Here is a 25,593-nt window from a genome sequence, read left to right as displayed (position 1 = left end):
CAGCGGCGCTGCGCCGGACCTCAGAGGCTGTGCAGGAAGCGCCGCACCGCTCGACCGGTCTGAGCGGGCTTCTCATAGTGGAGCAGGTGGCCTGTGCCGCGCAGGAGCTCCCACTGTGGTCCCTGGCCTCTGGGGCCTGGAACAGCATCGCGCAGGGCGCGTCGACCGGCCACTGTGCTCAGCTGATCCCGGGAACCGTTGAGCAGCAGCACCGGCAGATCCAACCAGGGCGCATAGTCGGTGACGGTGTGTCGGCTGGAGGCGCGGTACGCCTCCAGCACCGTGCGGCGGTCTGAATAGGCGCCGAAGTAGCGGCGGTGCTGGTCCCGGATGTAGTCCTGAAGATCCGGTTCAGGGCTGACCATCATGGTCAGGTTCGTCACCGCCAGAGCCGCAGGAGATCGCAGCGCCCAGTCGCCGCTGCCACCTGGAAGCACCTGACAGAGCCGGTAGTAGAGCTCGACGCCGAGCGCGCCGGGCAGCAGCGCGGGCCGCCGGAAGATGTCATCGCTGATCGGTGCCAGGAGCGCGGCCCCGGCCCAACGGCGGGAACCCTCTGCGCGGTCGGAGCCTGTGGCCGCACGGTGCAGATGAGCCGAGACCACGATGCTGCCGAAGGAATGCCCGGCCACCACGTCGGTGGCGCCCAGACGAAGGCTCTGTGCCAGGGCCTCCACCACCTCGGCGTAGCGCTGAACCGTGTGCTCCAGCCTCCGCCCGCGGGCTGAGCGCAGCGCAGGGGTCTCGCCGAACCCGGGCAGGTCCGGGACGAAGATCTCATAGTCGGGCAGAGCGTCGACGATCAGCTGCATCCCGTGGTGGTCCCCGCGGAACCCGTGGATGAGCAGAAGCCGCGGACGGACCGTGGGGCCCGGGGTGTCGTCGTCCCTCAGGGTGGGCGCATAGCGGCGCAGCACGAGCTCGGCGGAGCCTTGGGGAAGCGTCACCTCGACGGTGCGGCGCTCACCGGTGCGGCTGGGGTGGTCCGTCCACGAAAACATCACGTCCCCAGCATAGGAACAATGCGAAGAGGGATTAGACTGTGTCGGGTCCCAAGCCCGCATCCGACGACATCACGACCACCGACATCACGACTACGAGGTGCCCTTTCAGTGAACGACAAGAAGCAGTATGACTTCCAGGAGATCGAGGCGCGCTGGCAGCCGTACTGGGAGGAAGCCGGAACCTTCGTCGTAGATCCGGAGGACACCCGCGAGAAGAAGTACGTGATGGACATGTTCCCCTATCCCTCGGGGGACCTCCACATGGGCCATGCGGAGGCCTTCGCCATCGGTGATGTGCCGGCCCGGTATGCGCGACTGCGCGGCTATAACGTGCTGCATCCGATCGGGTGGGACTCCTTCGGCCTGCCCGCGGAGAACGCCGCCATCAAGAACGATGCGCACCCGGCAGAGTGGACCTACGCCAACATCGAGACCCAGGCCGCCAGCTTCAAGCGCTACGCGATCAGCGCCGACTGGACCCGCCGCCTGCACACCTCCGATGAGCGCTACTACCGCTGGACCCAGTGGCTCTTCCTGCAGTTCTATCGGCAGGGTCTGGCCTATCGGAAGGACTCGCCGGTCAACTGGTGCCCCAAGGACCAGACCGTGCTGGCCAACGAGCAGGTCGTCGACGGTGCCTGTGAGCGGTGCAAGACCCCTGTGACCAAGAAGGCCCTGAACCAGTGGTACTTCAAGATCACCGATTATGCGGACCGTCTCCTCGATGACATGGAGCAGCTCAAGGGTGCCTGGCCCGAGCGTGTGCTCGCCATGCAGCGCAACTGGATCGGCCGCTCCACCGGCGCTTCGGTGAACTACATCATCGAGGCGGCCGCTGATGCTCCGCAGAAGGACATCTCTGTCTTCACCACACGGCCTGACACCCTCTATGGGGTGACCTTCATGGTCGTCGCCGCAGATGCCCAGCTCGCCGAGGAATTGGTGACGCAGGACCGCCGGGCCGAGCTGGAGGAGTACCGCGCGGCGCTGGGCAGCGTCTCCGACATCGAGCGCCAGTCCGCCGACCGTGAGCGCACCGGAGTCTTCCTGGGACGCTATGCCCTGCACCCGCTGACCGGTGAGAGGCTGCCCGTCTGGGCCTCCGACTATGTCCTGGCCGACTACGGCACCGGAGCCGTCATGGGTGTGCCGGCCCACGATCAGCGTGACCTGGAGTTCGCGCTGGCCATGGACCTGCCGGTCACGGTGGTCGTCGAGACTGAGGATGAGGATCCGGTCGCCTCCGGTGTGGCGGCGGCCGGCGAAGGCCGGCTGATCAACTCCCCGGCCTGGGACGGTCTGAGCAAGGACGAGGCCATCGCCAAGTCCATCGAGGTGCTCGGTGGGAAGAGCCTGGGCGAGGCCGAGGTCAACTATCGGCTGCGCGACTGGCTGCTCTCCCGCCAGCGGTTCTGGGGCGCGCCCATTCCGATCATCCACTGCCCCAGCTGCGGTGAGGTTCCGGTGCCGGAGGATCAGCTGCCGGTGCGGCTTCCCAGCGACATGCGCGGCGAGCAGCTCTCCCCGAAGGGCAAGTCCCCGCTGGCCGGGGCTGAAGACTGGGTGAACGTGGAGTGCCCCTCGTGCGGCGAGCCTGCGACCCGGGACACCGACACGATGGACACCTTCGTGGACTCCTCCTGGTACTACCTGCGGTACATCGCCCCGCAGGATGACGACTCCGTCTTCCCCACCGAGGAGGTCAACCGGTGGCTTCCGGTGGATCAGTACGTCGGCGGCGTCGAGCATGCCATCCTGCACCTGCTCTACTCGCGCTTCTTCACCAAGGTCCTCTATGACCTGGGCCTGGTGAACTTCACCGAGCCCTTCTCCGCCCTGCTCAACCAGGGACAGGTGCTCAACGGCGGCAAAGCCATGTCCAAGTCGCTGGGCAACGGCGTCAACCTCGGCGAGCAGCTGGATGCCTTCGGCGTCGACGCCGTGCGGCTCACCATGGTCTTCGCCTCCCCGCCGGAGGACGACGTGGACTGGGCCGATGTCTCGCCCTCGGGTTCGGCGAAGTTCTTGGCCCGCGCCTGGCGCCTGGCCCAGGACGTCGACTCCGCCGCAGGCACCGACCCTGCCGGCGGCGCCTCCGGGCTGCGATCCCTGACCCATCGGACCATCGCCGACTCTGAGCAGCTGATCGAGGATCAGAAGTTCAACGTCGTCGTCGCCCGGGTCATGGAGCTGGTCAACGCCGCACGCAAGGAGATCGACTCCGGTGCCGGCGCGGCGGATCCTGCCGTGCGGGAGGCGACGGAGGTCACCGCTCAGCTCCTGTCGCTGGTGGCTCCCTACACCGCAGAGGACATGTGGGCGCTGCTGGGACATGAGCCCTCTGTGGCCAACTCCTCCTGGCCGTCGGTGGATGAATCGCTGCTGGTCGAGAACACGGTGACCGCCGTGGTGCAGGTGAAGGGCAAGCTGCGCGACAAGCTCGACGTCCCTGCCGACATCTCCGCCGAGGAGCTGGAGGAGCAGGCGCTGGCGCTGCCCAAGATCCAGAAGTACATCGAAGAGGGCGGCGGCGTGCGCAAGGTCATCGTCCGAGAGCCCAAGCTGATCAACGTGGTGACCGGCTGACCCTTCCTATGGAACATGCGGTGCAGGAGTGGGCCCGGGCCTCTGAGGAAGAGCTCTATGCCCGGCGCTCCCGCTTCCCCGGGCGCAGGCCCAGCCTCAGGCGGCGCCGCGGTCGGATCGCGGTGGTCACCGACTCCTCCTGCTCGCTGCCCACAGACGCTGAGGGCCGGATCCGCATGGGCCAGGTGGGGGCCAACATCACCAGTGTCCCCATCCCGGTGATGATCGAGACGGCCCCTCAGGATGCTCAGATCTATGCTGGTGCCTCAGCCGAGCTGGACCGGGATCTGGCGCTGGCGGTGGCTCAGGGGACTCCCGTGCGCACCTCACGGCCCTCGCCCGGACGGCTGTCCGAGAATTATCACCGTCTGGCCGACCAGGGATATGCCGGCATCGTGTCCATCCACCTCTCCGGGAAGCTCTCCGGAACGGTGGAGGCCGCCCGACTGGCCGCTGAGGACAGTCGTATTCCGGTGAGCGTCGTGGACTCGGCACAGACGGGACTCTCGCTGGGACATGCCGTGCTCGATGCAGCGATGACTGCTCAGCTCGGCGGCAGCCAGCCCGAGGTGGTCCGTGCCGCCGCGGAGACGGCCGCCGCCTCCCAGTCGCTGTTCGTCGTGCCCAACCTGGAGCAGCTGCGCCGCGGCGGGCGGATCAACACGCTGGCCGGGATCGTCGGCAACCTCCTCTGGGTCAAGCCGCTGCTGCAGATCCGCGACGGTGAGGTCCAGCCCCTGGAGCGGCCCCGCACCCTTCCGCGGGCGCTCTCGCGACTGACAGCTCGGGTCGAGGAGGCGGCTGCCGAGATGGACCGGCCGCGGATCGTGGTCCACGGATTCGGCAACGCCGAGCAGGCTCAGGAGCTCGCTGAGGCCCTGCAGGAACACTCAGCACTGCCGGTTCCGGTGGTTCCGCTGCCTCCCGCCCTGGCCGCCCACCTGGGACTCGGGGCGGTGGCTGTCTGCGTGAGCCCCGCGCAGCCGGTGACGCCGCGGCAGTAGCTCGCCGAGCTGTCCAGCCCCGCAGATTCCTCCACAGCCCTCTGCTGGCCCACCGCGCCACGCCCGGCAGTCCCCAGCCCGACCACGGGTGTGTCCTGTTGAGCCGGTCGGGTCCTAGCGTGGCCGTATGGAGGACGAGGAGCTCATCTCACGGCGCGACCGACTCCTGCAGGAGCGGGAAGAGCGTCACCGGGTGCGCCAGGAGCGTCACAGCGCGCCCGGACGCTTCCGCCTGCGTGCGATGGCCGTGGTCGTGGTGGCCGGTGCTCTGATCGGCTGGTTGCTGGTCTCATGGCTCGGCAGCGGTTCGTCCTCCTCCGAGGCCCTTCCGGCGGCTCCCGAACTGACCGGTGAGCGTACTGCGGAGGAGGAGTCTCCCGCAGAGCCTGTCCGCGAGGGTGAGGGCCCACAGGACGAGGTACGGGAGGGCGCGGCTGCCGAGGACGACGGAGCAGGGCCTGTGGTGGCTCATGTGGCGGGAGCGGTGCAGACCCCTGGCGTGGTGGAGGTCCCACCCGGGGCTCGTGTCCATGAGGCCGTGGAGGAGGCAGGCGGACCCATCTCGGGAGCGGCCCTGGACGGATTGAACCTGGCCCAGGAGGTGCAGGACGGTGCGCTCATCTGGGTGCCCACTCAGGAGGAGCTCGACGCCGGCGAGGCCCCTCCCGCTGATCAGGCACAGCCGGGCGGACCTGTCGGGGGAGAGGAACAGGCGGAGCTGATCAACCTCAACACCGCCGACGCGGCGACCTTGGAGGAGCTGCCGGGCATCGGACCGGCTCTGGCCGAACGGATCGTGGACCACCGGGACTCCCACGGTGAATTCGGCGCGGTGGAGGAGCTGGCTGCGGTCAGTGGGATCGGCCCCGCCATCCTCGCCGATGTCGAAGACCTCGTGACGTGGTGAGTCGTCGGCCCAGGGCCCTGGCCAGCTCCACGCTGGGTTGGTTGCGGGATTCGGTCCTGGGATTCCGGAGGGCCCAGAACGACCCGCGTCCAGAGGCCGGGCTGCGGCCTCTGGATCTGCGTCTTCTGCCCGCGGCGCTGGCCGCATGGATTGCCGCCTCGGCGGCAGTCCACCTGCCGTGGACGGCGGCGGCCAGGCTGGGCTGGACGGCCGTGATCGCAGCACCGGCGTTGGGCTTGGTCCTGCTGCTGATGCAAAGACTTGCGGGAGGAGCTCATACCCGCCTCATCGGCTGGTGCAGGCATCTGCTGCTCCACTGTGTGTTGTGCTGCCTGATCGCGGCAACGGTCGCACTCTCTGCGGCCTCGCCTCAGCGTGCGGCGGAAGAGGCCGGTTGGACGGAGGCGGTCACCAGCGAGATCCCCTTCGAGGTCGTGGTCCGCGTCAACGGCGACGCTCAGCTTCTGGACCGTCCGGGCTTCGACGGTGAGGACCGTCTGTTGGCGCAGGTGAGCGTGGAATCCGCGCAGCTTCCCGGCGCCGACTCTGCTCACGGTGCAGGCAGTTCAGAAGGCGCAGCGGCCCTGGGAGCCGCTGCGGTGCTGATCGTATCCGTCGGCGAGGTCTCAGCGGACAGCGGCAGTACAGAGCTGGTGGCTGGACAGCGCTACCGGGGCACAGTGCGGGCCTCTCCTGCTGAGTCTGGGGACCGAGCCACGGCTCTGCTGTTCCCCTTCGGCCAGGACGGCTTGACTGCGCTGTCACCGGACCGCTGGACGCAGTTCACTGCGGGCTTCAACAGTCTGCGGGCAGCCACAGTCGAACACGCACAGCATGCCGTGGCTGACGGTCCGGCTCTGCTGCCGGCCATCGTGCTCGGCGATCGCTCCCAACAGTCTGCTGAGCTGCGCGACGCCATGTTGGACTCGGGGCTGAGCCATCTCAGCGCGGTCAGCGGTACGCATCTGGCGTTGGTCACCGGGGCGCTGCTGGGCATGCTGCGCCTGGTACGGGCACCGCGTTGGCTCACTCTGCCGGTGCTGCTGCTCGGGACGGTGCTCTTCGTGCTGCTGGTGCAGCCGAAGCCGAGCGTGATCCGGGCGGCGGTCATGGGGAACATCGGAGCGCTGGCGGTCTTCGCCGGCCGGGGGCGAGCCTCCTTCGCGCTGCTGTGCCTCTGTGTGCTGATCCTGCTGGTCTATGACCCGTGGTACAGCGTCGAACCCGCTTTCCAACTCTCCGTAGCGGCCACGTTGGGCATCATCCTGGCCGGACAGCGGATCAAGGAGATGCTGGACCCGTGGCTTCCAGCGATGCTCTCGGCGCCTTTGGCGCTGACCGCCTCCGCCCAGCTCTTCGCCGTTCCGGTCCTGCTGCCGTTGGCAGGGGGTGTACAGACCTACTCCGTTCCGGCCAACATTCTGGCCGGGCCTCTGCTGCCTCTGGTCACCGTGCCGGGGACAGCCGCAGCGCTGCTCAGCACCGCTGCGCCCTGGCTGTCGGCGGCGCTGTTGTGGTGTTCCGGCTGGGCGGCGGCGGGGATCGGACAGATCGGCAGGGCCGCAGCGGACATGCCGCGTGCGGTTGCTCCGTGGCCTCAGGGTGGATTCGGCCTGGCCCTGGTGGGGCTCTACCTGCTCGCGGTGCTGATCCTGGTCGTGCTGCTGGTCAGACGGGGCGCCTGGCAGATCACGTGGCTGCACGGCCTCGTGCTCGGGGCGGCGTCGGGCTCCTTGGTGGCTCTGATGCTGCCAGCAACGGTCTGGGCCGGTGGCGGGCTGCCCGAGCAGTGGCGGGTGGCGCTCTGCGATGTGGGCCAAGGGGACATGCTGGTGGTCCGCACCGCTGAGGACGCAGCGGTGGTCATCGACGCCGGGGAAGAGCCGGAGGCGGCTGATGACTGTTTGGATGATCTCGGCATCAGCGCGGTGGAGATGCTGATGATCACCCACGACCACCGTGACCACTACGCAGGTGCGCCGGGCGTGGTCCGTGGACGCGAGGTGGGGCGGGTTCTGTACTCAGCCACCAGCGGCTGGGATGCGGCTGCGGCTATGGGGATCGGAGAGGAGGTTCCCACAGTCCGCGCAGAGCTGGGCCAGGAAGGGAGGCTCGGTGAGACGTTCCCGGTGTCGTACCGGATCTGGTCGGCATACGGCCATTTCCCCAATCCCAACGACAACTCACTCGTGGTCCAGCTGTCTCTCTATGAGACGGCAGAAGCCCCAGCGGGATCCGCGAACGATCCGCTGAGGCTTCTGGTGACTGGTGATCTGGAGGAGGAGCTGACCGCAGCGCTGCTGCGGCAGGATCGCCTCCCGCAGGAGGTGGATCTGCTCAAGGTCGCCCATCATGGTGCCGCGAACGGCGGACTCGATCTGCTCAAGAGCAGGGAGCCCGCCGTCGCGCTGATCGGGGTGGGGGAGGAGAACCGCTACGGCCATCCGGACCAGAGCATTTTGGATGCCCTGGCGGAGGTCGGCGCGGTCACCTACCGGACCGATCTGCATGGAACAGTGATCCTCAGTTGGGAAGAGGGCCTGCTGAGTGCAGTCCGGCTTCCCAACTGAGGATCAGCCGTATGGAGTGATCAGAGGACGGGGAGCTTCAGCTCATCACCGACGAAGATGGTGTTCGGGTCCTGGATCTGGTCGGCGTTGGCGCCCCACAGGTCCTGCCAGTCAGCGATGCCGAGCGCATCGGCGATCTTGGTCAGGGAGTCACCCTCCTGGATGGTGTAGGTCTCCCCGGAGACCTCAACATCGGCCTCCGGAGCAGCCTCCGGCTCGGTCGGCTCCGGGATGTCCTGAGCCGGTGCCTCCTGGACAGGTGCTTCCTGAACCGGAGCCTGCTGCACGGGAGCCTGCTCAGCCGGTGCCTGCTGCACGGGGGCCTCCTGCACGGGGGCCTCCTGGACGGGTGCCTGCTGCTCAGCAGGAGCCTGCTGCTCAGCAGGTGCCTGCTGCTCAGCAGGTGCCTGCGCTGCGCCGCCGCCGCTGGGCTGGCCGGAGAGGCCGAGCTGAGCGGAGCAGGCGGGCCATGCGCCCCAGCCCTGCATCTCGAGCAGGTTCTCAGCCACGCGGATCTGCTCGGCCTTGGAGGCGTTGGCCGGGGAGCCAGAGCCGCCGGCAGCGTTCCAGGACTGCTGCGAGAACTGCAGGCCGCCGTAGTAGCCGTTGCCGGTGTTGATCGACCAGTCGCCGCCGGACTCGCACTCTGCGAGGCGGTCCCAGTCAGACTGGGCGAAGGCGGCCGGGGCCTGTGCGACGAGGGCGCCGCCGGCCAGAGTGGCTGCGGCCATGCCGCCGCCGAGGATCTTCTTGAAAGTCTTGGTGTTCTGCATAATCAGGGAGTTGTATCGAAGCCCCCGCCACTCAGACCTTCCCAGGTCTTCCTCGTGTCACCGTCCTGCTTCACCTCACGTGTCCAACGGTCTGTCCGCGGAAGCCGGCCTTATGGACGGTGATGGGGAGCGGCCGGCTCCTGCAGCTTCTGCGACGCGATCTGATCCGGAGTGGCTCCGGTCAGAGGCGGAACTCGAAAGTTACGCCGACATCACAGAAGATGTCCGCAATCCAGTAAAAGGTCTCGAAAAGGTTGCGTCAAACAGGTCAAGAACCCCCGTGTCGCCCCGGGAGGCCCGGAATCGCGGGGATCTGGGCTCGTTACCGTCCTGTTATAGAGTTTCTGTGAGTTAAATGTGAGTCGACGCGATCTCTGTGCCCTGCCGTAAGCGCCTACGGAGGCGTCATGCGAGAAGAGCAGGCGTTATGCCTGGTCAGCGGCGCTGAGGCCCGGCGTCGTCTCGGCAGCGGTCCCAGGGTGCCAGAATGGCACATATGACCAGCGGCACACCTGGAACGCGCACCCTGCGGGGTTTCGCGGTGATCTCCACCAGTGCCCTGAGCACCCAATCTGGGGCAGCAGTGGGTTCCTTGGCGTTCAGCACGATGACCCCGGTCGGCGTCGTGGCTGTGCGTCAGCTGGTGGCCGCACTGGTGCTCCTGCCGATGACCCGGCCCCGAGTATGGCAGTTCACCCGTTCCCAATGGTGGCCCCTGGCGCTGCTGGCCTTCTTCTTCGCCGGGATGAACACTGCCCTCTATGCGGCCGTCGAGCGAGTGGGCCTGGGAACGGCGGTGACCATCGAATTCCTGGGACCGCTGGCGGTGGCGCTGACCTCTGGGCGTCGCCCCAGAGATGCGGTCTGCGCGGCACTGGCGCTGTGCGGCGTCGTGCTGCTCACTCGGCCGGGGCCCACCTCGGATCTGTTGGGACTGAGCTTCGCTGTGCTGGCCGCTGTGTGTTGGGCCGGCTATATCGTGACCAACCGGGTGGTGGGGCAGAGGCTGCCAGGAGTCCAGGGGACTGCAGTGGCCACCACCCTCTCCGCCTGCGTGACGGTTCCGGTCGCCGCGCTGATCGTCTGGCAGGCTCAGCCTCCGGCGCAGGCGTTCTTCTTCGCCGCGGTGGCCGGGATCCTGGCGACGGCCGTGCCCTATTCTCTGGATCTGATCGTGTTGCGCCGGATCAGTCCTGTGGTCTTCGGCCTCGGGATGTCCATGCATCCCTTCTTCGCAGCGCTGATCGGACTGGTGGCGCTCTCCGAGGACCTGCCACTGATCGCTTGGGTCGGGATCGGATTGGTGATCCTCAGCAACGTCCTGACGATCATCAGCGATCAGCCGCACCACACACATCGAAGACGAGCTCGCGGAAGAGGCCGCGGCCGCCGGTCCACGAGCCGAGGCCCCGGAGATTCAACAGAAGGGAAGACACGATGACCATGATGGAGCAGCTGGGTATGCGCCTGCCGATCGTCGCCGCGCCGATGGCGGGCGGTCCCAGCACGCCGGAGCTGGTGGCGGCCGCTGCACGAGCCGGTGGGATCGGATTCCTCGCCGCCGGCTATCAGCGTCCTGAGCGGCTGGCCGAGCAGATCGAACAGGTCTCGGCAGCGACAGATCGCTTCGGCGTGAACCTCTTCGCCCCCACGCCGGTGGGGATCGGTGCGGAGGCCTATGACGACTACCGGCGGCGGCTCGAGCCGTGGGCCCAGCACTACGGAGTCAGCCTTCCAGAGATTCCCGTGGAGGACGACGACCGGTGGGAGGAGAAGCTGGCCGTCCTGGAAGAACACCCGGTGCCGGCGGTGAGCGTGACCTTCGGCCTGCCGACCTCCACCGACATCCGGCGCCTGCAGCGCACCGGAGCCGCGGTCCTGCAGACGGTCACCACAGTCACCGAGGCTGAGCACGCAGACATCGCCGGCGCCGATGCGCTGATTATCCAGTCGCATGAGGCAGGCGGCCATTCGGGGACCTGGACTCCTGCAGCGCCGCCGGCCCCGGTCGAGCTGGAGGAGATGCTGCTGCACATCCGGGCGGCCACGGATCTGCCGCTCTGGGCCGCCGGAGGCATCTCCACGCCCGACCGTGTGCGTGAAGTCCGTGCGGCCGGGGCCGAGGCCGCCGTCGTGGGCACTGTGCTGCTGCGCACTGAGGAGAGTGGTGCGAACCCGGTCCATCAGGAGGCTCTGGCGGCGGCGGACCGGGAGGCGACCATCATCACCACGGCCTTCTCCGGGCGTCCGGCCCGCGCCTTGGAGAATGAGTTCGCCGCGGCGCTGACCGGCGCAGCACCGCTGGGCTTCCCAGCGCTGCACCACCTTACGGCTCCGCTGCGCCGGGCTGCGACGGCGGCCGGTGATGCTGAGACGCTCAACCTGTGGGCCGGCACCGGATGGCGCGACGCCGTCGCGGAGCCCGCCGAGGCGCTGCTGCGTCGGCTGGGCTCATAGCCGGAGGGTGTGGTGCCGCGCGGTCACGAACCGGGCAGCTTCCGTGAGGAGGTTCCCTTCCACGCACGGTAGGCCCACACCGTCATGATCAGCACCACAGTCCAGGCACAGGCCACGATGATCCCTGAGAGGACCCCCGGGTGGGCGATGAACGCCCCGACGGCGACCAGGGACACCTGGCCGGGGACGGTGGAGACCAGACTGGCCGTCAGGAAGGTCCGCTGTCCGATGCCGAAGGCCCCGCTGCCGTAGTTCACCGGCCAATAGGGGAAGCCCGGCATCAGTCGCAGGGTGCAGACTGCCTGGAAGCCTGCTCCCTGCAGGTTGCTCTCGACCTTGCGCGCGTGCTCACCCAGCAGCTTCAGCACCGTTCTGTGCCCGAGTCCGCGGGCCAGCCAATAGGCGCCCCAGCAGCCCACCAGCACTCCGGCCACGGAGAGGGCGCTGCCGATGATCACACCGAAGAGCAGCCCCCCTGTGACCGCCATGATGGTCACCGGGATCGGAGTCATAGCGACAGCGGCGTAGAGGGCGAGGAAGGCGACGACGCCGACCCACCCCAGCTCCTCGATTTGGGCCTGCAGCTCGCCGACGGAAGGCAGCCGCACGTTGAAGCCCAGCCACAGCATGATCAGCAGGACGACGACCAGCAGGCCGTTGCGCAGCAGGCTGCCCCAGGGCAGACTGCCGCGCCGGTGCCCCTCGTGATGGTGGGGGCGGGGCTCATCGCTCATCTGCCCCACTGTAGAGGGTCGGAGGAGCGGCCCTCAGCCTGGAGGCCACGGTCAGCTCTGCAGGGTCCGCTCGATGGCTCCGGCCAGGGCGTCGGCGGCGTGGGGTGCTCGGTGTAGGTTCAGCGCCGGTTCGAAGAGCTCGGCCTCCAGGAGCACGGTGCCGTGCTCAGTGGAGGTGACGATGTCGATCCTCCCGTAGAGCGGGATCTCTGTGCCGGCTGCGGCCGCGCAGGCGCTGATCACACGCTCTCCGAAGGCGATCTCTTCGGCGGAGGCCCGTTCCACCTGGGGGTTCTCCTGATAGTGGCCGCCGAGGAAGCCGCCGCCGCGCTCCAGCAGCGCCCCTTTGGCGATGGTGTGGGTGTGCTCTCCGCCGATGAAGTACAGCGCCTTCTCCCGGCCCTCGGAGAGCTCGGGGACCTCCGGCTGGACCATCACAGTGCGGCCCTGCTCCAGGATCTTCCGGCCCAGTGTCAGGGCGCGCTCGGAATCGGCCTGCAGCAGCTCGGTGTCCAGAGCCCCGGCCGAGACGCTGGGCTTGATCACCACCCACTCCTCACCGTGCTGAGCCAGGGCCTGGCTGAGCTCCTCCGAGGTGTGGACCCACTCGGTGGGCACCAGGGCGACGCCGCGCTGCTGCAGCTGCTGCAGGTAGACCTTGTCCAGGTTCCACTCGACCAGCTCGGGAGTGTTCAGGACCTGAGTGCGTGAGGCTGCGGTGCGCAGCCACGACCGGAACTCCGGCTCGCGCTCGGCGTAGTCCCACGGGCTGCGCAGCACCAGCAGATCGAACTGCCGGGAGTCATCCTCTGCGGGCCAACGGTGCCAGACCACCGGCTCGGCGAGGATGTTCCGAGCCGAGAGGGCCTCGATCAGCGGCCCGGTGTCATGGTCGTCGTCGCTGGGGCGGTAAGTGTCGGTGACGACGACGCCGACGCGGGGAGTGGGCTCTTCCGACATGCTCACATCTGCCCGTTGTCCTGGAAGTTCTCGTGCCAGGACAGCGCCTCGCGCAGCAGGTGCGGAGTGTGCCGTCCGTTCGGGTTGGCCGCCGCGGCACGGTCGAAGTAGTCCTGCAGGCGGTCCCGGTAGTCGGGGTGGGCGCAGCTGTGGATGATCTTCTTCGCCCGAGCTGTGGGGGAGAGCCCGCGCAGGTCGGCCAGGCCCTGTTCGGTGACGAGGATCTGGGTGTCGTGCTCGGTGTGGTCGATGTGGCTGGCGAAGGGCACGATGGAGGAGATCGCGCCGTCCTTGGCCACCGAGGGGGAGACGAAGAAGTTCAGGTAGGCGTTGCGAGCGAAGTCGCCGGAGCCGCCGATGCCGTTGATGATCGAGCTGCCCATCACGTGGGTGGAGTTCACGTTGCCGTAGATATCGGCTTCGACCATGCCGTTGATGGCGATCAGACCCAGGCGGCGGATGGCCTCCGGATGGTTCGAGATCTCTTGGGTGCGCAGCAGGATGCGGCCCTTATAGCTCTCGATGTTCTCGTTGAAGTCGGCGGCCCGCTCGGCTGAGAGTGAGAAGCTGGTCGCCGAGACTGCGGTCAGCTTCCCGGTGTCGATCAGGTCCAGCATGCCGTCCTGGATGACCTCGGTGTAGGCGGTGAGGTTCTCGAACTCGCTGTGGGCCAGGTTGGACATCACAGCATTGGCCACATTGCCTACGCCGGACTGCAACGGCAGCAGGTTCTCCGGCAGGCGGTCGTGGTCGATCTCGTGGCGCAGGAAGTCCACCACGTGATCGGCCATGGCCTTGGAGCTCTCATCGGCATCTTTGAACGGCAGGTTGCGGTCGGGAGCCTCGGTCTCCACGATGGCCACGACCTTCTCCGGATCCACGCGGAGGTAGGGGTCTCCGATGCGCTGGAGGGGATCCAGCAGCTGCAGAGGGCGACGCTCGGGAGGAAGGCGGGTGCCGTAGTAGACGTCGTGGAAGCCCTCATAGGCACGCGGATGCCAGTCGTTGACCTCGATGATCACCTTATCGGCGAGGTCCAGCCACGTCTTGGCGTTGCCCACCGAGCTGCCGGGGACCAGCAGTCCGTTGGGCAGCACGGCGGCGACTTCGACCACTGCCACATCGAGGTTGCCGTAGAAGCCGAACCATGCCTGCTGGGCCGAGTGGCTCAGGTGGGTGTCGATGTATTCGGTGGAGCCGGAGTTGATCGACCTGCGCAGCGTCGGGTCCGACTGGAAGGGAAGACGCTTGCGCAGGGCGCCGGCCTCAGCGAGCACGCCGTCCAGCTCCGGTGCGGTGGAAGCGCCGGTCCAGAGCTCGATGCCGAACTCCTCGCCCCGTTGGTGGGAGTCCTGGGCCCGTTCGGCGAGGGCGCCGGGGACGGCCTTGGGATAGCCGGCTCCGGTGAAGCCGCTCATGCCGACGCGGTCACCGTCATGGATGTGTGAGGCCGCCTCGGAGGCTGAGGTGATCTTGCTGCTCAGGACGGGGCAGGTGATGCGAGACATGGAGTGGGGACGCTTCCTCGAGTGTGTGGATTCCGACCGGGTATCAGGGTATGTGATCTCAGCCTCGCTGAGGTTCAGATGAAGCCGGGTGTCTGGTCCTGCGCCATTCGTTCCACATCTGTCGGAGGTCCCATGCCTCGTCGGCCTGGATGGTCATGCCGCGCGCTCCGGTCCGTCGGGTCCGTCCGCGGATGATCATCAGCCGAGTGCCGAAGAGCAGCGGACCGACCTGCTGCTGGGCATCGTCGAAGAAGGTGGTGTCCACACAGCCGGTGCCGTCGTCCAGGCTGATGAACACCGTGCGGTCCCCGGAGCGCATCGGCGGCGTCTGGGTGGCCACTCGGGCCCCTGCCACCAGAACTTCGGAGCTGTTGCGCAGGCTCAGAAGATCCTCGGCGGCGACGACGCCGAGCTCTTCGAGCATCGGACGGTAGGGGTCGAGGATATGGCCGTCCACCTCGGAGGAGAGGACCTCCAGCTCGGCCTCGAGCTGTTCCTCCGGGGAAGGGTCCGGTGCTTCCGAACTGATCAGCAGCTGCTCATCGAAGAGGCTCTGCTGCTGGTCATCCGTGGCCTGAGGCCGTCGCGGTCGGGCGGTCAGCTGACGGACATAGGCGATCAGCCCGCCGCGGCTGGCTCGCTGCTCCTGGCCGGCGGCCAGCGAGTCCAGTGCGCCGATGGAGGCCAGGCGCATCAGCAGCGGACGGGAGGGCTCCGCCCGATGACGCAGCTCGGAGATGGAGGAATAGGGCTGTCCGGCGACGATGCGGTCCAGCTCAGCCTCGGTGATGCCCCGAACATCGCGCAGGGCCAGGCGGATCCCTTTCTCCTCGGCGGAGACCCGCTCTACGCGGTACTCCCGGCCGGAGGAGTTGGCGTCCACCGGCAGCAGCGGAATGCCGATCCGTCGTGCCTCGGCCATCAGCAGCCGGCGCGGGTACATCCCCGGGTCATGTTCGAACAGGGCACAGAGGAACTCCACCGGGTAGTGCGTCTTCAGCCAGGCGCTCTGATAGGTGGGCAGGGCGAAGGCCGCACCGTGGGCCTTGCAGAAGCCGAAGCTTCCGAACCCCTTCATCGCCTCCCAGATGGTCTCCGTCTCCTCTGCGGTGAAGCGCCCGGCCGCCGCAGTATTCCGGCGGAACTCTGCCTCCACCTCCTCCGGGTCGCGCTGCAGCCGGCGTCGGAGCTCGTCGGCGTAGGCCAGGTCCACATCCATGCAGTCGGAGAGGATCCGCAGCACATGTTCGTGATAGACCACGACGCCGTAGGAGTCCTGGAGGAAGGGGGCGAAGCGCGGATGCAGATAGTCCACCCGTTGGAAGCCGTGCTTGCGCTCGGTGAAGGGGCCCACCATATTCGCCTTCATCGGGCCGGGCCGGAAGAGGGAGATGTCAGCGATCAGGTCGCTGTATTCGGTGGGTTGGAGCTTGCCGATCAGCTCGCGCTGCCCGGGGGACTCGATCTGGAACATCCCCAACGTGTGCGTGGTGCGGATGGCCGCATAGGTGGCCTCGTCATCAGTGGGCACCGCATCCAGGTCGATCCGACCCTCCGGGGAGACGTAGGGGGTGTCCTCGGGCAGGCCTCCCTCCTGAGCGGCGTGGGGCCCGTTGACCCGGGCGACCTCTCGGACCGCGTAGGCCATGGCCGACTGCATGCGCACTCCGAGCACATCGAGCTTGAGCAGGCCGAGGTCGTCGATGTCGTCCTTGTCGAACTGGGACATCGGCAGGCCCATCCCTGAGGGCTGGGTGGGGGTCAGCGAGAGCAGTTCGGAATCGCCCAGGATGACGCCGCAGGAGTGCATGGAGATATGTCGGGGGAGCCGGTCCAGACGCTCGGTGAGGTCCACCAGCAGGTCCACCTGGGGCTCGGTGTCCACCAGCTCCGCGACTTCCCGGAGCTCCGGCTTGGAACGCAGGACTTTCCGGAAGTCGGCGGCGTCGAAGCGCCAGAGGCTCTCAGCGATCTGGTCGATGCGCTCCTCGCTCAGTCCCAGGGCCAGACCGGCGTCGCGGGCCGCTCCACGGGCCCGGTAACGGTTCTGCATGGACAGCAGGGTCACTCGGTGGTGTCCGTAGCGCTCGAAGATCGCCTGGTAGATCTCATGCCGACGGGCGGACTCGATGTCCACATCGATGTCCGGCAGTGTGGTGCGCGCTCGGCCCAGGAACCGTTCGAAGAGCAGGTCGTGCTCCAGCGGGTCCACAGTCGAGATGCCCAGCAGGTGGTTGACCAGGCTGCCGGCGCCGGAGCCCCGGGCCTGGACCCGTACGTCTCTGCCGCGGATCATCTCCACCACATCGGCCACTGTGAGGAAATAGGTGTTGTAGCCGAAGTGGTCGATGGTCTGCAGCTCCTGGTGGAGGCGGTCCCGGATATCGCGGAGCTGGTCTCCGGAGGCCCACGGGTAGCGCAGGGACAGGCCCACCTCGCACTGCTGGCGCAGGGCCGCGGCCGGGTCCCCGTCGATGCCCAGCGCCTCCAGCTCCGGGACTTTGGGGCGGCGCCACTGCAGGTCGGTCTCCGGGTCCAGCTGGCAGCGTTCGGCCAGCTGCTCGGTGTGCTCCAGCATGGCGACGGCGGCGGCTGTGGGGAGATCGGCCTGTTCGGCCACGCGGTAGGCGATCCGGTGCATCTCCTCGGCGGGTTTGAGCCAGGCTTGGGCATTGGGCTGGCCGGGAAAGCTGCCCAGCGGCAGCAGGTGTGCGGCCGAGTCGAGGACGTCGGCGGTGACGGCGTCGTCGGGCTTCAGATAGCGCACCGCGTTGGTGAGCACCGCCGGGGTGCCGCTGTGCTCTGCCAGGGCAAGCATCTGCGCGGCGTGCTGCAGGCTGAACGGGGTACCGGGACGGGTGTGGTGGACCACGATCTCCAGCACGACGCCGCCGGGGAGCCGCTGCCGCCAGTCCTCCAGCAGAGTGGCGGCTCGGCGCGGATCCTCGGCCAGCACAGCCTGCCCCACGTCGGACTCCGGGCCGAGCATGACAGTGGCTGTGGGGCCCTGCTCCGCCTGGAGGAAGACCGCGGGTCGGCTCCGTTCGATCCACGCCGGGCGGTGCACGCTGCCGTGGGCCTTCCGGCGCGCCCCACGCTTGGGCGCGTGGGCTGAGGAGATCAGCCGGGTCAGTCCGGCCCATCCGGCTCCGCCGGTGCTGCCATGGGCCAGCACCGTGATCTCGGACTGCGCAGAGCCTTCGCGGACCTGCAGCCCGGCGCCCACGATGGGGCGGATCCCGGCGGCCAGGCAGGCGCGGATGTGGCGGACTGCTCCGTAGAGGCCGTCGCGATCGGTGATGGCTGCGCTGTGCTGGTCAGCCGCGTGGGCGGCGTCGACCAGAGCCTCCGGGCGGGTGGTGCCGTGGTGGGCGGAGAAGGCGCTGGTGACGTGGAGATGGGTGAAGCTGGCCATCGCGCCTCAGTCGTAGATTCCGGTGATCGGCCACTGCATGCCGGAGGAGGCGATCAGGTCGAAGATCAGGATCTGTCCGTCGTGGGCCTGGGCGCGGACCTGCCACATCGGCTGTTCCAGCACATCGGCGGCCTGTCCTGCCGGGGCGCGTCCGGCGGTGGTCCACCAGGGCCGGCGGTCGAACCATTGGATCGGCTGGCCGGTGACGGTGAACCGCCTCCCGGACCAGACCAGGCGCAGCGGTACGCCGGCCTCATCGGCCCAGACTGTGGCCATCTCCTCCTGGGCCGCTGGATCTGCACTCATCGGTCACCCTCCGTCTATTCGAATACGTGTTCGAATATCGAGTGTACGACCGGCCTCTGACACGGCCAAGTGACAGCGGCCCGGATCACTCCGGAGGGCAGAGGCTCAGCGGCTCAGCTCCAGGTCAGCTTCACGGAACTCCAAGGGAGCCGAAGTCGTCGCTGCCTCGGGGCGTGAGGCCTCGAGCTCACGCAGCTCCACTCGGCGGATCTTTCCGGAGATGGTCTTGGGCAGATCGGCCAGTTCGATGCGCCGGATGCGTTTGAACGGCGGCACAGCATCACGGCAGTGCTGCAGGATGGCGGCGGCGGTCTTCTCGTCCCATTCCACGCCGGAGGCCAGCACCACGAAGGCCTTGGGAACGGCCAGACGCAGCGGATCGGGGGAGGGGACCACTGCAGCCTCGGCCACTGCGGGGTGCTCCACCAGCACCGACTCCAGCTCGAAGGGCGAGATCCGGTAGTCGCTGGCTTTGAAGACGTCATCGGAGCGGCCCACGTAGGTCAGCACGCCCTCCGCGTCGCGTCGGACCACATCTCCGGTGTGGTACACGCCGCCGCGGAAGACCTCCGCAGTGCGCTGTTCGTCGCCGTAGTAGGACTTCAGCAGGCCCACCGGCCGGTTCGGTCCGGTCTGTTCGGCCCGCAGGCAGAGCTCTCCCTCCTGGAGTCCGTCCCGGACAGGGGCCTCCTCACCGGTCTGGGGGTCCAGCAGCACCACGTCGAAGCCGGGAAGCGGACGGCCCATGGAGCCGGGGGTGACCGGCAGTCCCGGAGTGTTGGCCACCTGCAGGGTGGACTCCGTCTGGCCGAAGCCGTCACGGATGGTGCTGCCCCAGGCTCGGCGGACCTGTTCGATGACCTCCGCGTTGAGCGGTTCTCCGGCGGAGACGGTCACCCGCGGCGGGGTGCTCAGCCGGCTGAGGTCGGCCTGGATGAGCATCCGCCAGACCGTGGGCGGCGCGCAGAAGCTGGTGACCCCGTGAGTCTGCATCTGGTCCATCAGGGCATAGGCGTCGAAGCGCTGATAGTTGTAGACGAAGATCGTCGCCTCCGCGATCCACGGCGCGAAGAAGTTGGACCAGGCGTGCTTGCCCCATCCCGGCCCGGCCACATTGAGATGGACGTCGCCGGGCTGGATGCCGATCCAGTACATCGTGGTCAGGTGCCCCACCGGGTAGGAGGTGTGGGTGTGCTCCACCAGCTTGGGCAGGGAGGTGGTGCCGGAGGTGAAGTAGAGCAGCAGCGTCTCGTCGGCGGCCGTGGGCGCATCCGGAGTGAAGCCCGACGCCGCCTGGTAGGCCTGCGGATAGTGCAGCACCAGGTGCCCGCTGATCTCGGGGTCCGGGATCTGCGGGGTGTAGAAGCCGGGGACGTGGATCAGGTTGAGCTCACCGGAAACCTCGGAGAACTTCTGCAGGTCCTCGGTGCCGGCGGCCGCCCAGGTGGCCTGGCCGCGGGTGGCCCGGTCCTGCAGGTCGGCCGGGCCCATCTGGACGGCGGTGGGGATGAGCACCGCGCCCAGTTTGATCCCGGCCAGCATGAGCTCCCAGAGCTCGATCTGGTTGCCCAGCATCAGGATCATCCGGTCCCCGCGGCGCATGCCCTGTTCGCGCAGCCAGTTGGCCACCCGGTCCGAGGCTTCGGAGAGCTCCGCGAAGCTGCGGCGCAGCACGGAGCCGTCGGCCTCGGCGATGATCAGCGCGTCCTGCTCAGCGCGCTCCGGGGAGGCAGCGATGCGGTCGAACCAGTCCAGAGCGAAGTTGAACTCCTCGAAGCGAGGCCACTCGAACTGCTCGCGGGCCTGTTCGTAGTCCTGCTGGTATGCGACCAGCCGGTCCCGGGCTGCTCGGAACGCCTGGGTCTGTTCCGGCTCTGAGCTGCTCATCCTTCGGGTCCCCCTGCGTACTGGATGCGATGGTTCTCTCCCATACAGTACGCCGCGGCGGTTCAGCGGCGGCGTCGCGGGCGTCGGCGGTTCGGATTCTGAGACTTCTGGGAGCCCTGCGACTTCTGCGGCTGCGGCGGTGCCGGCGGCTGCACATAGGGAGCCGGAGTGCCCACCAGCGCGCTCACCTCGGGAGAGTCTTCGGTGACCTGGATGGGGGAGACCTTGATCTCCGCCTTGCGCAGCAGGGCCTGGGTGTCCTTGCGCTGCTCAGGCAGCATCACGGTGACCACATCGCCGGCGCTTCCCGCCCGGGCGGTGCGCCCTGAGCGGTGCAGGTAGGCCTTGTGCTCGGCCGGTGGGTCCACATGGACCACCAGTTCCACGGAGTCGACGTGTACGCCGCGGGCCGCGACGTCAGTGGCGACCAGAACGTTCACATCTCCGCCGCCGAAGGCCGCGAGGTTCCGGTCCCGGGCGTTCTGCGAGAGGTTGCCGTGCAGGTCCACTGCCGGGATCCCCTGGGTGGTCAGCTGTTTGGCCAGCTTGCGTGCTTGGTGCTTGGTGCGGGTGAACAGGATGCGTCGTCCCTGACCGGAGGCCAAAGTCCTCACCAGCTCCTTCTTGCCCTCCGGGTGGGCTTCGAAGACGTGGTGGGTCATGGCCGCCACATGGGAGGTGGCCTCATCCACTGAATGCAGCAGCTCGTCCTTCAGGAAGCGCTTGACCAGTTTGTCCACACCGTTGTCCAGGGTGGCGGAGAAGAACAGGCGCTGACCTTCGGCCGGGGTCTTGGCCAGGATACGGGTCACTCCGGGCAGGAAGCCCAGGTCGGCCATATGGTCGGCCTCGTCCAGCACGGTGATGCGCACGTCGTCCAGAGTCAGCGCCCCCTGCTGCAGCAGGTCCTCCAGGCGGCCCGGGCAGGCCACCACGATGTCGACGCCGGAGTTGAGCGCGTTGATCTGGTGTTTGGCGCTGACGCCGCCGAAGATCGTGGTGGTCCGCAGGCCGTAGGCCGCGGCGAGCGGCTCGAGCACGGTGTTGATCTGGGTGGCCAGTTCGCGGGTGGGCGCCAGCACCAGTGCGGTGGGGCGTCCGGGGCGGCGTGAGGCTGCGGCGTCGTCCTCTCCCAGGGTGGCGACCACCGGGATGGAGAAGGCCAGGGTCTTGCCGGAACCGGTCTTGCCCCGGCCGAGGACATCGCGGCCGGTGAGGGTGTCCGGCAGGGTCTGCTGCTGGATGGGGAAGGCGAGGAGCTTGCCGTCGGCGGCCAGGGCCTGCACCAAGGGTGCGGGGACGTTGAGGTCGACGAAGGTCACAGGTGTTTCAGAGATGGCATGAGCCTTTCAGAAGGTGCCGGGCTCAGCGGCGGCAGGTCTCTCTGTGCCGCCGCGTCCGGCAGGGTGGCGAACGCACCGGAGGGTGCACTCGGTTCGCCGCGAGAAGATCACTGCTGATGACAGGCTGGTTGAGAGGCCTGTAGGAATGAGGCGTTCTTACGACGCAGAAGCTCCGCAGCGGCCTGCCGGAACAGGGTTCAGCGGAACGTCCAGTCCTCGAGTCTACGGCATCGGGTGGGAATAGGGTGTAGGGCATGGGAGCTGTCAGCTGACGGACCCTCATCCACCTGCCTGAAACGAGGAGGAGCTCCTGATGCGAGCCACCATGATGTACACCGCCGGCGATGTCCGGGTGGAAGACGCCCCCGACGCCGCCCTGCAGGATCCCACCGATGCCGTGGTGCGGGTGGTCCGCACCTGTATCTGCGGATCTGACCTGCACCCTTATCACTCCAAGGCTGATTCCGAACCGGCCTTCATGGGCCATGAGTTCCTCGGCACGGTGGAGGAGGTCGGCTCGGAGGTCTCTGAGCTGAAGAAGGGTGATCTGGTGGTCGCGCCCTTCGCCTACGGCTGCGGAAGCTGTGTGCTCTGCCGCGAGGGCCTGCCCACCTCCTGCCCCCGGGGCGGCTTCTTCACCTCGGCGCAGTCGGAGGCCATCCGCGCACCGTTCGCCGACTACAACCTCACCAAGCTGCCTCACGACGTCGACGAGGCGCTGCTCCCTTCGCTTCTGACCCTGGCCGATGTCTACGGCACCGGCTGGCACGCTGCGGTCAAGGCAGGCGTCAACCCCTCGACCAGCGTCACGGTGATCGGCGACGGCGCCGTGGGACTGCTGGCCGTGCTCTCGGCACGGCAGCTGGGAGCCGAGCAGATCATCCTGATGGGCCGTCACCAGGCCCGGACGGATCTGGGCCGCGAGTTCGGCGCCACCGACGTCGTCGCCGAGCGCGGTCAGGAGGGCATCGAGAGAGTCCGCGAACTGACCGGCGGTCTGGGCACCCACGCGGTGCTGGAGGCAGTGGGTCATATGCCCGCCTATGAGCAGTCCGTCGGCGTGGTGCGTCCCGGCGGCGTGATCAGCCGCGTGGGCGTGCCGCAGTACGACCAGGCCTCGGTGGGCTTCACCAGCCTGTTCGGCCCCAACGTCACCCTGACCGGAGGCCCGGCGCCCACCAGCACCTACGTGGAACAGCTGCTGCCCGGCGTGCTGGACGGCAGTGTGGAGCCCGGCAAGGTCTTCGACCGCAGCATCAGCTTGGAGGAGACTCCGGAAGGCTACCGGGCGATGGATCAGCGCGAATCTCTGAAGGTGCTGGTCACCCCATGAGAGCCGGCGGCGGGCGCAGCCGCCGTCGTGGATAACCAGATCAGGCAGTGAAATTCTGAAAGGAAGGGGATCGTGATGACCACGATCGCAATCATCGGAGCCGGCCGTAACCTCGGTGAAGCACTGGCGCGTCGTTTCGGCCGCGAAGGGTTCAGCCTGGCGCTGATCTCCCGGAATCAGGAGCGTCTGGATGCCCTGGCCGCTGACCTGGCGGCGGAGGAAGGGCTATGCCGCCAATGTGCGTGAGCCGGAGAGCCTGATCGCCGCATTGGACAGGGCCGGCCAGGAGCTGGGTCATATCGAGGTGCTCAGCTATAACCCGCTGCCGCAGAAGGAATTTCTGCGTCCCCTGTTGGAATCCACAGTGACCGATATCAAGGCCGCTGTGGAGTTCTCCGTCTATGGGCCGGTGGCCGCAGTGCATCAGGTGCTGCAGGGCATGCGGTTCCTGAAACGCGGCTCGGTGCTCTTCGTCAACGGCGGCTCTGCCGTCCAGCCGGTCCAGCACTTCGCCGGGACCTCCATCGGCTTCGCAGGGGAGACCGCCTATGCGGAGATGCTCGACCAGGCGATGAAGGATGAACCGATCTATGTGGGTCAGCTCATCATCCCGGGTGCGATCATCCCTGGTGACGAGCAGAAGGACCCGGAGGTCCTCGCCGAGAAGCTGTGGCAGATGCACGCGCAGCGTTCTGAGTTCCGCGTCTATGCCACCGAGCTGGAGCAGCAGCCCTACTGAGCTGCGCCCTGCTGTGAGGACACCGCCGCTCAGGCGGTCTGTGCCGGCGGGAGCAGCCGGAGGCGCTCGACGACGATCAGCTCGTCCTCGGGAAGCGAGCCTCCGGCGCTCTCGCCGACCTGTCCCCAGAACTGTTCATGGGCGCGGCGCCAGGCGGCGACGTCGACGAATCCTTCGCCTTCGGCATGGGCGATCTCATCGGTGATCTCGCTGATCGGCATGATCTGGACGTCGGTGATCTCCACGACTCCGGCCACAGAACCATCCCGGGCCAGCAGCCGCTGTCGACCCGGCTGAGGGAGCGGCTGGTCGTCGGCCACATAGCTGCGGTGCAGACTGGAGGTCGCTGTCTTCGCCCCGGAGAGCACAGCGGCCACCAGCTGGTCCTGCAGTTCGGCATCCCCGAGGATCAGCGGAGGCAGGGAATCGATCTCGTCTGACATGGGCTCCATCCTATAGACGAGATGAGTCGCTGTTCGCCCCGCGCTCGCGGGAGATCGCTCAAAAGCTACAGTGGCCAGATGAGTTCAAAAGACCTCAGCATCCACATCGGACATGAAGAGCTCGTGATCCGAGGTCGGTACGAGACTGTCAGCATCATCAATGACCTTCTCATCGCTGTGTGGTTCATCGTGGGCAGCGTCCTCTTCTTCAGCACCAGCACCACCACGGCCGGCACCTGGCTCTTCCTGATCGGAAGTGTCCAGCTGCTCATCCGGCCGGTCATCCGACTGGCTCGGCGTATACACATCACCCGTATCGGGCAGACCGCCGGCGAAACCGCACGGGACTTCTGAGCGCAGCGAGACACCAGGGCGCGGCTGAGACTGGTGCTGTTCGCATCCAGGCCCTCCGGGTCTGGGTCGGGGTGAGCAGCTTCTCCTCGAATGTCACGGGGTCAATCTCTTCAGCCCTTTCTGCCTCCTCCTTCGGTGACAGTCCCTCTCAGACCGCCGGATCATGGTGGTCTGAGGCTCTTCATCACAGCCGGGGAGTCGCCAGGTCAGTCACCTCCGGTCGATCGTGAACAGCTCGCCGGGGGTGCAACCCAACGCGTCGCAGATTGCGGTGAGGCTGGAGAAGCGTGCGGCCTTAGCTTTGTTGTTCTTCAGGATCGACAAGTTGGCCATCGTGATGCCCGTCCGCTGGGAGAGTTCGGTCATCGTCATGCCGTTGGCCTCCAGAAGCTGCCCAAGGTGGCAGCGGATGCGGTGGCTGGATTCTGGCGTGGGAGTCATACGAGCCCCGTCGTGTCCTCTTCCAGGTCCCGAGTCCGAGAACTCAGCAGCCCAATGAGGATCAGTACCGAGGCGGCGATCAACAGAATGAAGGGTGACTGTCCGGAGGCCTCATAACCAGTGCTGGGCAGATCGAGGTGGTGAAGGATATGCCTCTCCACCCAGGAGAGCCCCCAGCTTCCGGCGGTGACGGCGACGGCAGCCAGCAGACCACAGGCGGATATGGTCAGGTGCCAACGCCTGGAGGCCGCTTCAGACTCCCGTCCGACGGCCAGGATGAAGCTTGCATATCCGATGATCAGCGCTGCGATTCCAACTGCCAGCACAGTGATGCTGAGCGCATACAGCGTGACCCACCCTGCACTCATCTGCGCGGCATCGACCAATGCGGTCAATGAGGCGTCTTGAACCGTGACGGCATCGTCGATCGGCGCCTCGGCGGCAGTGGGTTGCACCGTGACGGTCATGCGCTGGTCATTGATCAGGGTCCACAGGGGATTGAACCACTCGAGTGCCGCGAACGCCGCACCGACGCAGAAGATGCCGCCCGTGAAGTTGGATACCTGGGCCATGCGGTTCTTGGTGGGCATCTCGTCTCCCATATCGAATATCGATGTTATCGAATAACGATAATATGGCTGGCAGTCAGAGGCGTCAAATGGCCCCAGCGCAGGGGACCAGGAGGCCGACGGCTGAGGTGCTCGCCCACGACTCCGGTGAGGATTCTTGCTGCGGTCCTGTTTCCCGGCTGCGGTGGTCTCGGTCCGCTCATGGCCAGCTTCTGCGTGGCGCACCCTCGGGGTCATCACGGGGGTTTCACGCCAAGAAA

General features: G+C 67.4%; 22 protein-coding genes. 10 read left to right on the top strand and 12 right to left on the bottom strand.

The window, feature by feature from the left end:
- Positions 1-20 precede the first annotated feature (20 nt).
- Positions 21-1,001, bottom strand: a complete 981-nt coding sequence (locus tag JOF45_RS06050) for an alpha/beta fold hydrolase (RefSeq protein WP_210048508.1) — start codon at positions 999-1,001, stop codon at positions 21-23.
- A 111-nt stretch (positions 1,002-1,112) separates the two neighbouring features.
- Between JOF45_RS06050 and leuS the strand changes: the two genes are divergently transcribed.
- The 4 genes from leuS (at position 1,113) to JOF45_RS13285 (ending at position 8,071) form a co-directional block, all read left to right on the top strand.
- Positions 1,113-3,590 (top strand): leucine--tRNA ligase, encoded by a 2,478-nt coding sequence (leuS, locus tag JOF45_RS06045; RefSeq protein ID WP_210048507.1) that lies wholly within the window; start codon positions 1,113-1,115, stop codon positions 3,588-3,590.
- A gap of 8 nt (positions 3,591-3,598) precedes the next feature.
- Positions 3,599-4,594 (top strand): DegV family protein, encoded by a 996-nt coding sequence (locus tag JOF45_RS06040; protein ID WP_210048506.1) that lies wholly within the window; start codon positions 3,599-3,601, stop codon positions 4,592-4,594.
- Between the two features lie 127 nt (positions 4,595-4,721).
- Complete coding sequence (locus tag JOF45_RS06035) at positions 4,722-5,501, top strand: helix-hairpin-helix domain-containing protein (RefSeq protein ID WP_210048505.1); 780 nt, start codon at positions 4,722-4,724, stop codon at positions 5,499-5,501.
- Positions 5,498-8,071, top strand: coding sequence for a ComEC/Rec2 family competence protein (locus JOF45_RS13285; protein WP_210048504.1), 2,574 nt, complete (start codon positions 5,498-5,500; stop codon positions 8,069-8,071). Before JOF45_RS06035 ends, JOF45_RS13285 begins: the two co-directional genes overlap by 4 nt.
- A 20-nt stretch (positions 8,072-8,091) precedes the next feature.
- Here JOF45_RS13285 and JOF45_RS06025 read toward each other — a convergent pair whose 3' ends face one another.
- Positions 8,092-8,844 (bottom strand): LysM peptidoglycan-binding domain-containing protein, encoded by a 753-nt coding sequence (locus tag JOF45_RS06025; protein WP_210048503.1) that lies wholly within the window; start codon positions 8,842-8,844, stop codon positions 8,092-8,094.
- Between the two features lie 496 nt (positions 8,845-9,340).
- On the opposite strand from JOF45_RS06025, the gene JOF45_RS06020 reads away from it, so the two are divergent.
- Both JOF45_RS06020 and JOF45_RS06015 read left to right on the top strand, forming a co-directional pair.
- Complete coding sequence (locus JOF45_RS06020) at positions 9,341-10,285, top strand: EamA family transporter (protein ID WP_245324154.1); 945 nt, start codon at positions 9,341-9,343, stop codon at positions 10,283-10,285.
- The gene (locus tag JOF45_RS06015) at positions 10,282-11,301 is read left to right on the top strand and encodes an NAD(P)H-dependent flavin oxidoreductase (protein ID WP_210048502.1); all 1,020 of its coding nucleotides are present in this window, start codon (positions 10,282-10,284) and stop codon (positions 11,299-11,301) included. Before JOF45_RS06020 ends, JOF45_RS06015 begins: the two co-directional genes overlap by 4 nt.
- 23 nt (positions 11,302-11,324) lie before the next feature.
- On the opposite strand, the gene JOF45_RS06010 is transcribed toward JOF45_RS06015, so the two are convergent.
- The 7 genes from JOF45_RS06010 to JOF45_RS05980 all read right to left on the bottom strand — a co-directional run bounded on the left by JOF45_RS06010 (position 11,325) and on the right by JOF45_RS05980 (position 21,433).
- Entirely contained in the window at positions 11,325-12,035 is a 711-nt protein-coding gene (locus JOF45_RS06010) for a TVP38/TMEM64 family protein (RefSeq protein WP_245324153.1), read from the bottom strand.
- Between the two features lie 51 nt (positions 12,036-12,086).
- Positions 12,087-12,995, bottom strand: a complete 909-nt coding sequence (locus tag JOF45_RS06005) for an ATP-grasp domain-containing protein (RefSeq protein ID WP_210051340.1) — start codon at positions 12,993-12,995, stop codon at positions 12,087-12,089.
- 2 nt (positions 12,996-12,997) lie between these two features.
- Positions 12,998-14,503, bottom strand: coding sequence for a succinyl-CoA:acetate CoA-transferase ScpC (scpC, locus tag JOF45_RS06000; RefSeq protein WP_210048500.1), 1,506 nt, complete (start codon positions 14,501-14,503; stop codon positions 12,998-13,000).
- Between the two features lie 58 nt (positions 14,504-14,561).
- Positions 14,562-17,918, bottom strand: a complete 3,357-nt coding sequence (locus JOF45_RS05995) for a DNA polymerase III subunit alpha (protein WP_210048499.1) — start codon at positions 17,916-17,918, stop codon at positions 14,562-14,564.
- A 6-nt stretch (positions 17,919-17,924) separates the two neighbouring features.
- Positions 17,925-18,224, bottom strand: coding sequence for a DUF6504 family protein (locus JOF45_RS05990; RefSeq protein WP_210048497.1), 300 nt, complete (start codon positions 18,222-18,224; stop codon positions 17,925-17,927).
- 105 nt (positions 18,225-18,329) lie between these two features.
- Entirely contained in the window at positions 18,330-20,111 is a 1,782-nt protein-coding gene (locus JOF45_RS05985) for an AMP-binding protein (protein WP_210048495.1), read from the bottom strand.
- Positions 20,112-20,173: 62 nt separating this feature from the next.
- On the bottom strand, positions 20,174-21,433 hold the full coding sequence (locus JOF45_RS05980) for a DEAD/DEAH box helicase (RefSeq protein WP_378579361.1): 1,260 nt from the start codon (positions 21,431-21,433) through the stop codon (positions 20,174-20,176).
- Between the two features lie 334 nt (positions 21,434-21,767).
- On the opposite strand from JOF45_RS05980, the gene JOF45_RS05975 reads away from it, so the two are divergent.
- From JOF45_RS05975 to JOF45_RS05970, 3 genes are all read left to right on the top strand, one after another.
- Positions 21,768-22,787 carry a zinc-binding dehydrogenase gene (locus JOF45_RS05975; protein ID WP_210048494.1) on the top strand — a complete coding sequence of 340 codons (1,020 nt, stop codon included), beginning with the start codon at positions 21,768-21,770 and terminating at the stop codon, positions 22,785-22,787.
- A 75-nt stretch (positions 22,788-22,862) separates the two neighbouring features.
- Positions 22,863-23,033: an SDR family NAD(P)-dependent oxidoreductase gene (locus tag JOF45_RS13280; protein WP_245324152.1), complete on the top strand. Its 171-nt coding sequence runs from the start codon at positions 22,863-22,865 to the stop codon at positions 23,031-23,033.
- Positions 22,978-23,526: an SDR family NAD(P)-dependent oxidoreductase gene (locus tag JOF45_RS05970; protein ID WP_245324151.1), complete on the top strand. Its 549-nt coding sequence runs from the start codon at positions 22,978-22,980 to the stop codon at positions 23,524-23,526. Before JOF45_RS13280 ends, JOF45_RS05970 begins: the two co-directional genes overlap by 56 nt.
- Before the next feature lie 29 nt (positions 23,527-23,555).
- Here JOF45_RS05970 and JOF45_RS05965 read toward each other — a convergent pair whose 3' ends face one another.
- The gene (locus JOF45_RS05965; RefSeq protein WP_210048493.1) at positions 23,556-23,969 is read right to left on the bottom strand and encodes an ASCH domain-containing protein; all 414 of its coding nucleotides are present in this window, start codon (positions 23,967-23,969) and stop codon (positions 23,556-23,558) included.
- Positions 23,970-24,047: 78 nt separating this feature from the next.
- Here JOF45_RS05965 and JOF45_RS05960 point away from each other — a divergent pair, with 78 nt between their 5' ends.
- Positions 24,048-24,323, top strand: a complete 276-nt coding sequence (locus JOF45_RS05960) for a YrhK family protein (protein ID WP_210048492.1) — start codon at positions 24,048-24,050, stop codon at positions 24,321-24,323.
- Between the two features lie 210 nt (positions 24,324-24,533).
- Here JOF45_RS05960 and JOF45_RS05955 read toward each other — a convergent pair whose 3' ends face one another.
- Positions 24,534-24,764, bottom strand: coding sequence for a helix-turn-helix domain-containing protein (locus JOF45_RS05955; protein WP_210048491.1), 231 nt, complete (start codon positions 24,762-24,764; stop codon positions 24,534-24,536).
- Positions 24,761-25,354: a hypothetical protein gene (locus JOF45_RS05950; protein ID WP_210048490.1), complete on the bottom strand. Its 594-nt coding sequence runs from the start codon at positions 25,352-25,354 to the stop codon at positions 24,761-24,763. The genes JOF45_RS05955 and JOF45_RS05950 overlap by 4 nt, the downstream gene beginning before the upstream one ends.
- Positions 25,355-25,593: the final 239 nt, after the last annotated feature.

Source organism: Nesterenkonia lacusekhoensis (genome assembly GCF_017876395.1).
Classification (GTDB): domain Bacteria; phylum Actinomycetota; class Actinomycetes; order Actinomycetales; family Micrococcaceae; genus Nesterenkonia; species Nesterenkonia lacusekhoensis.
This window is presented reverse-complemented; position numbering and strand designations above follow the sequence as displayed.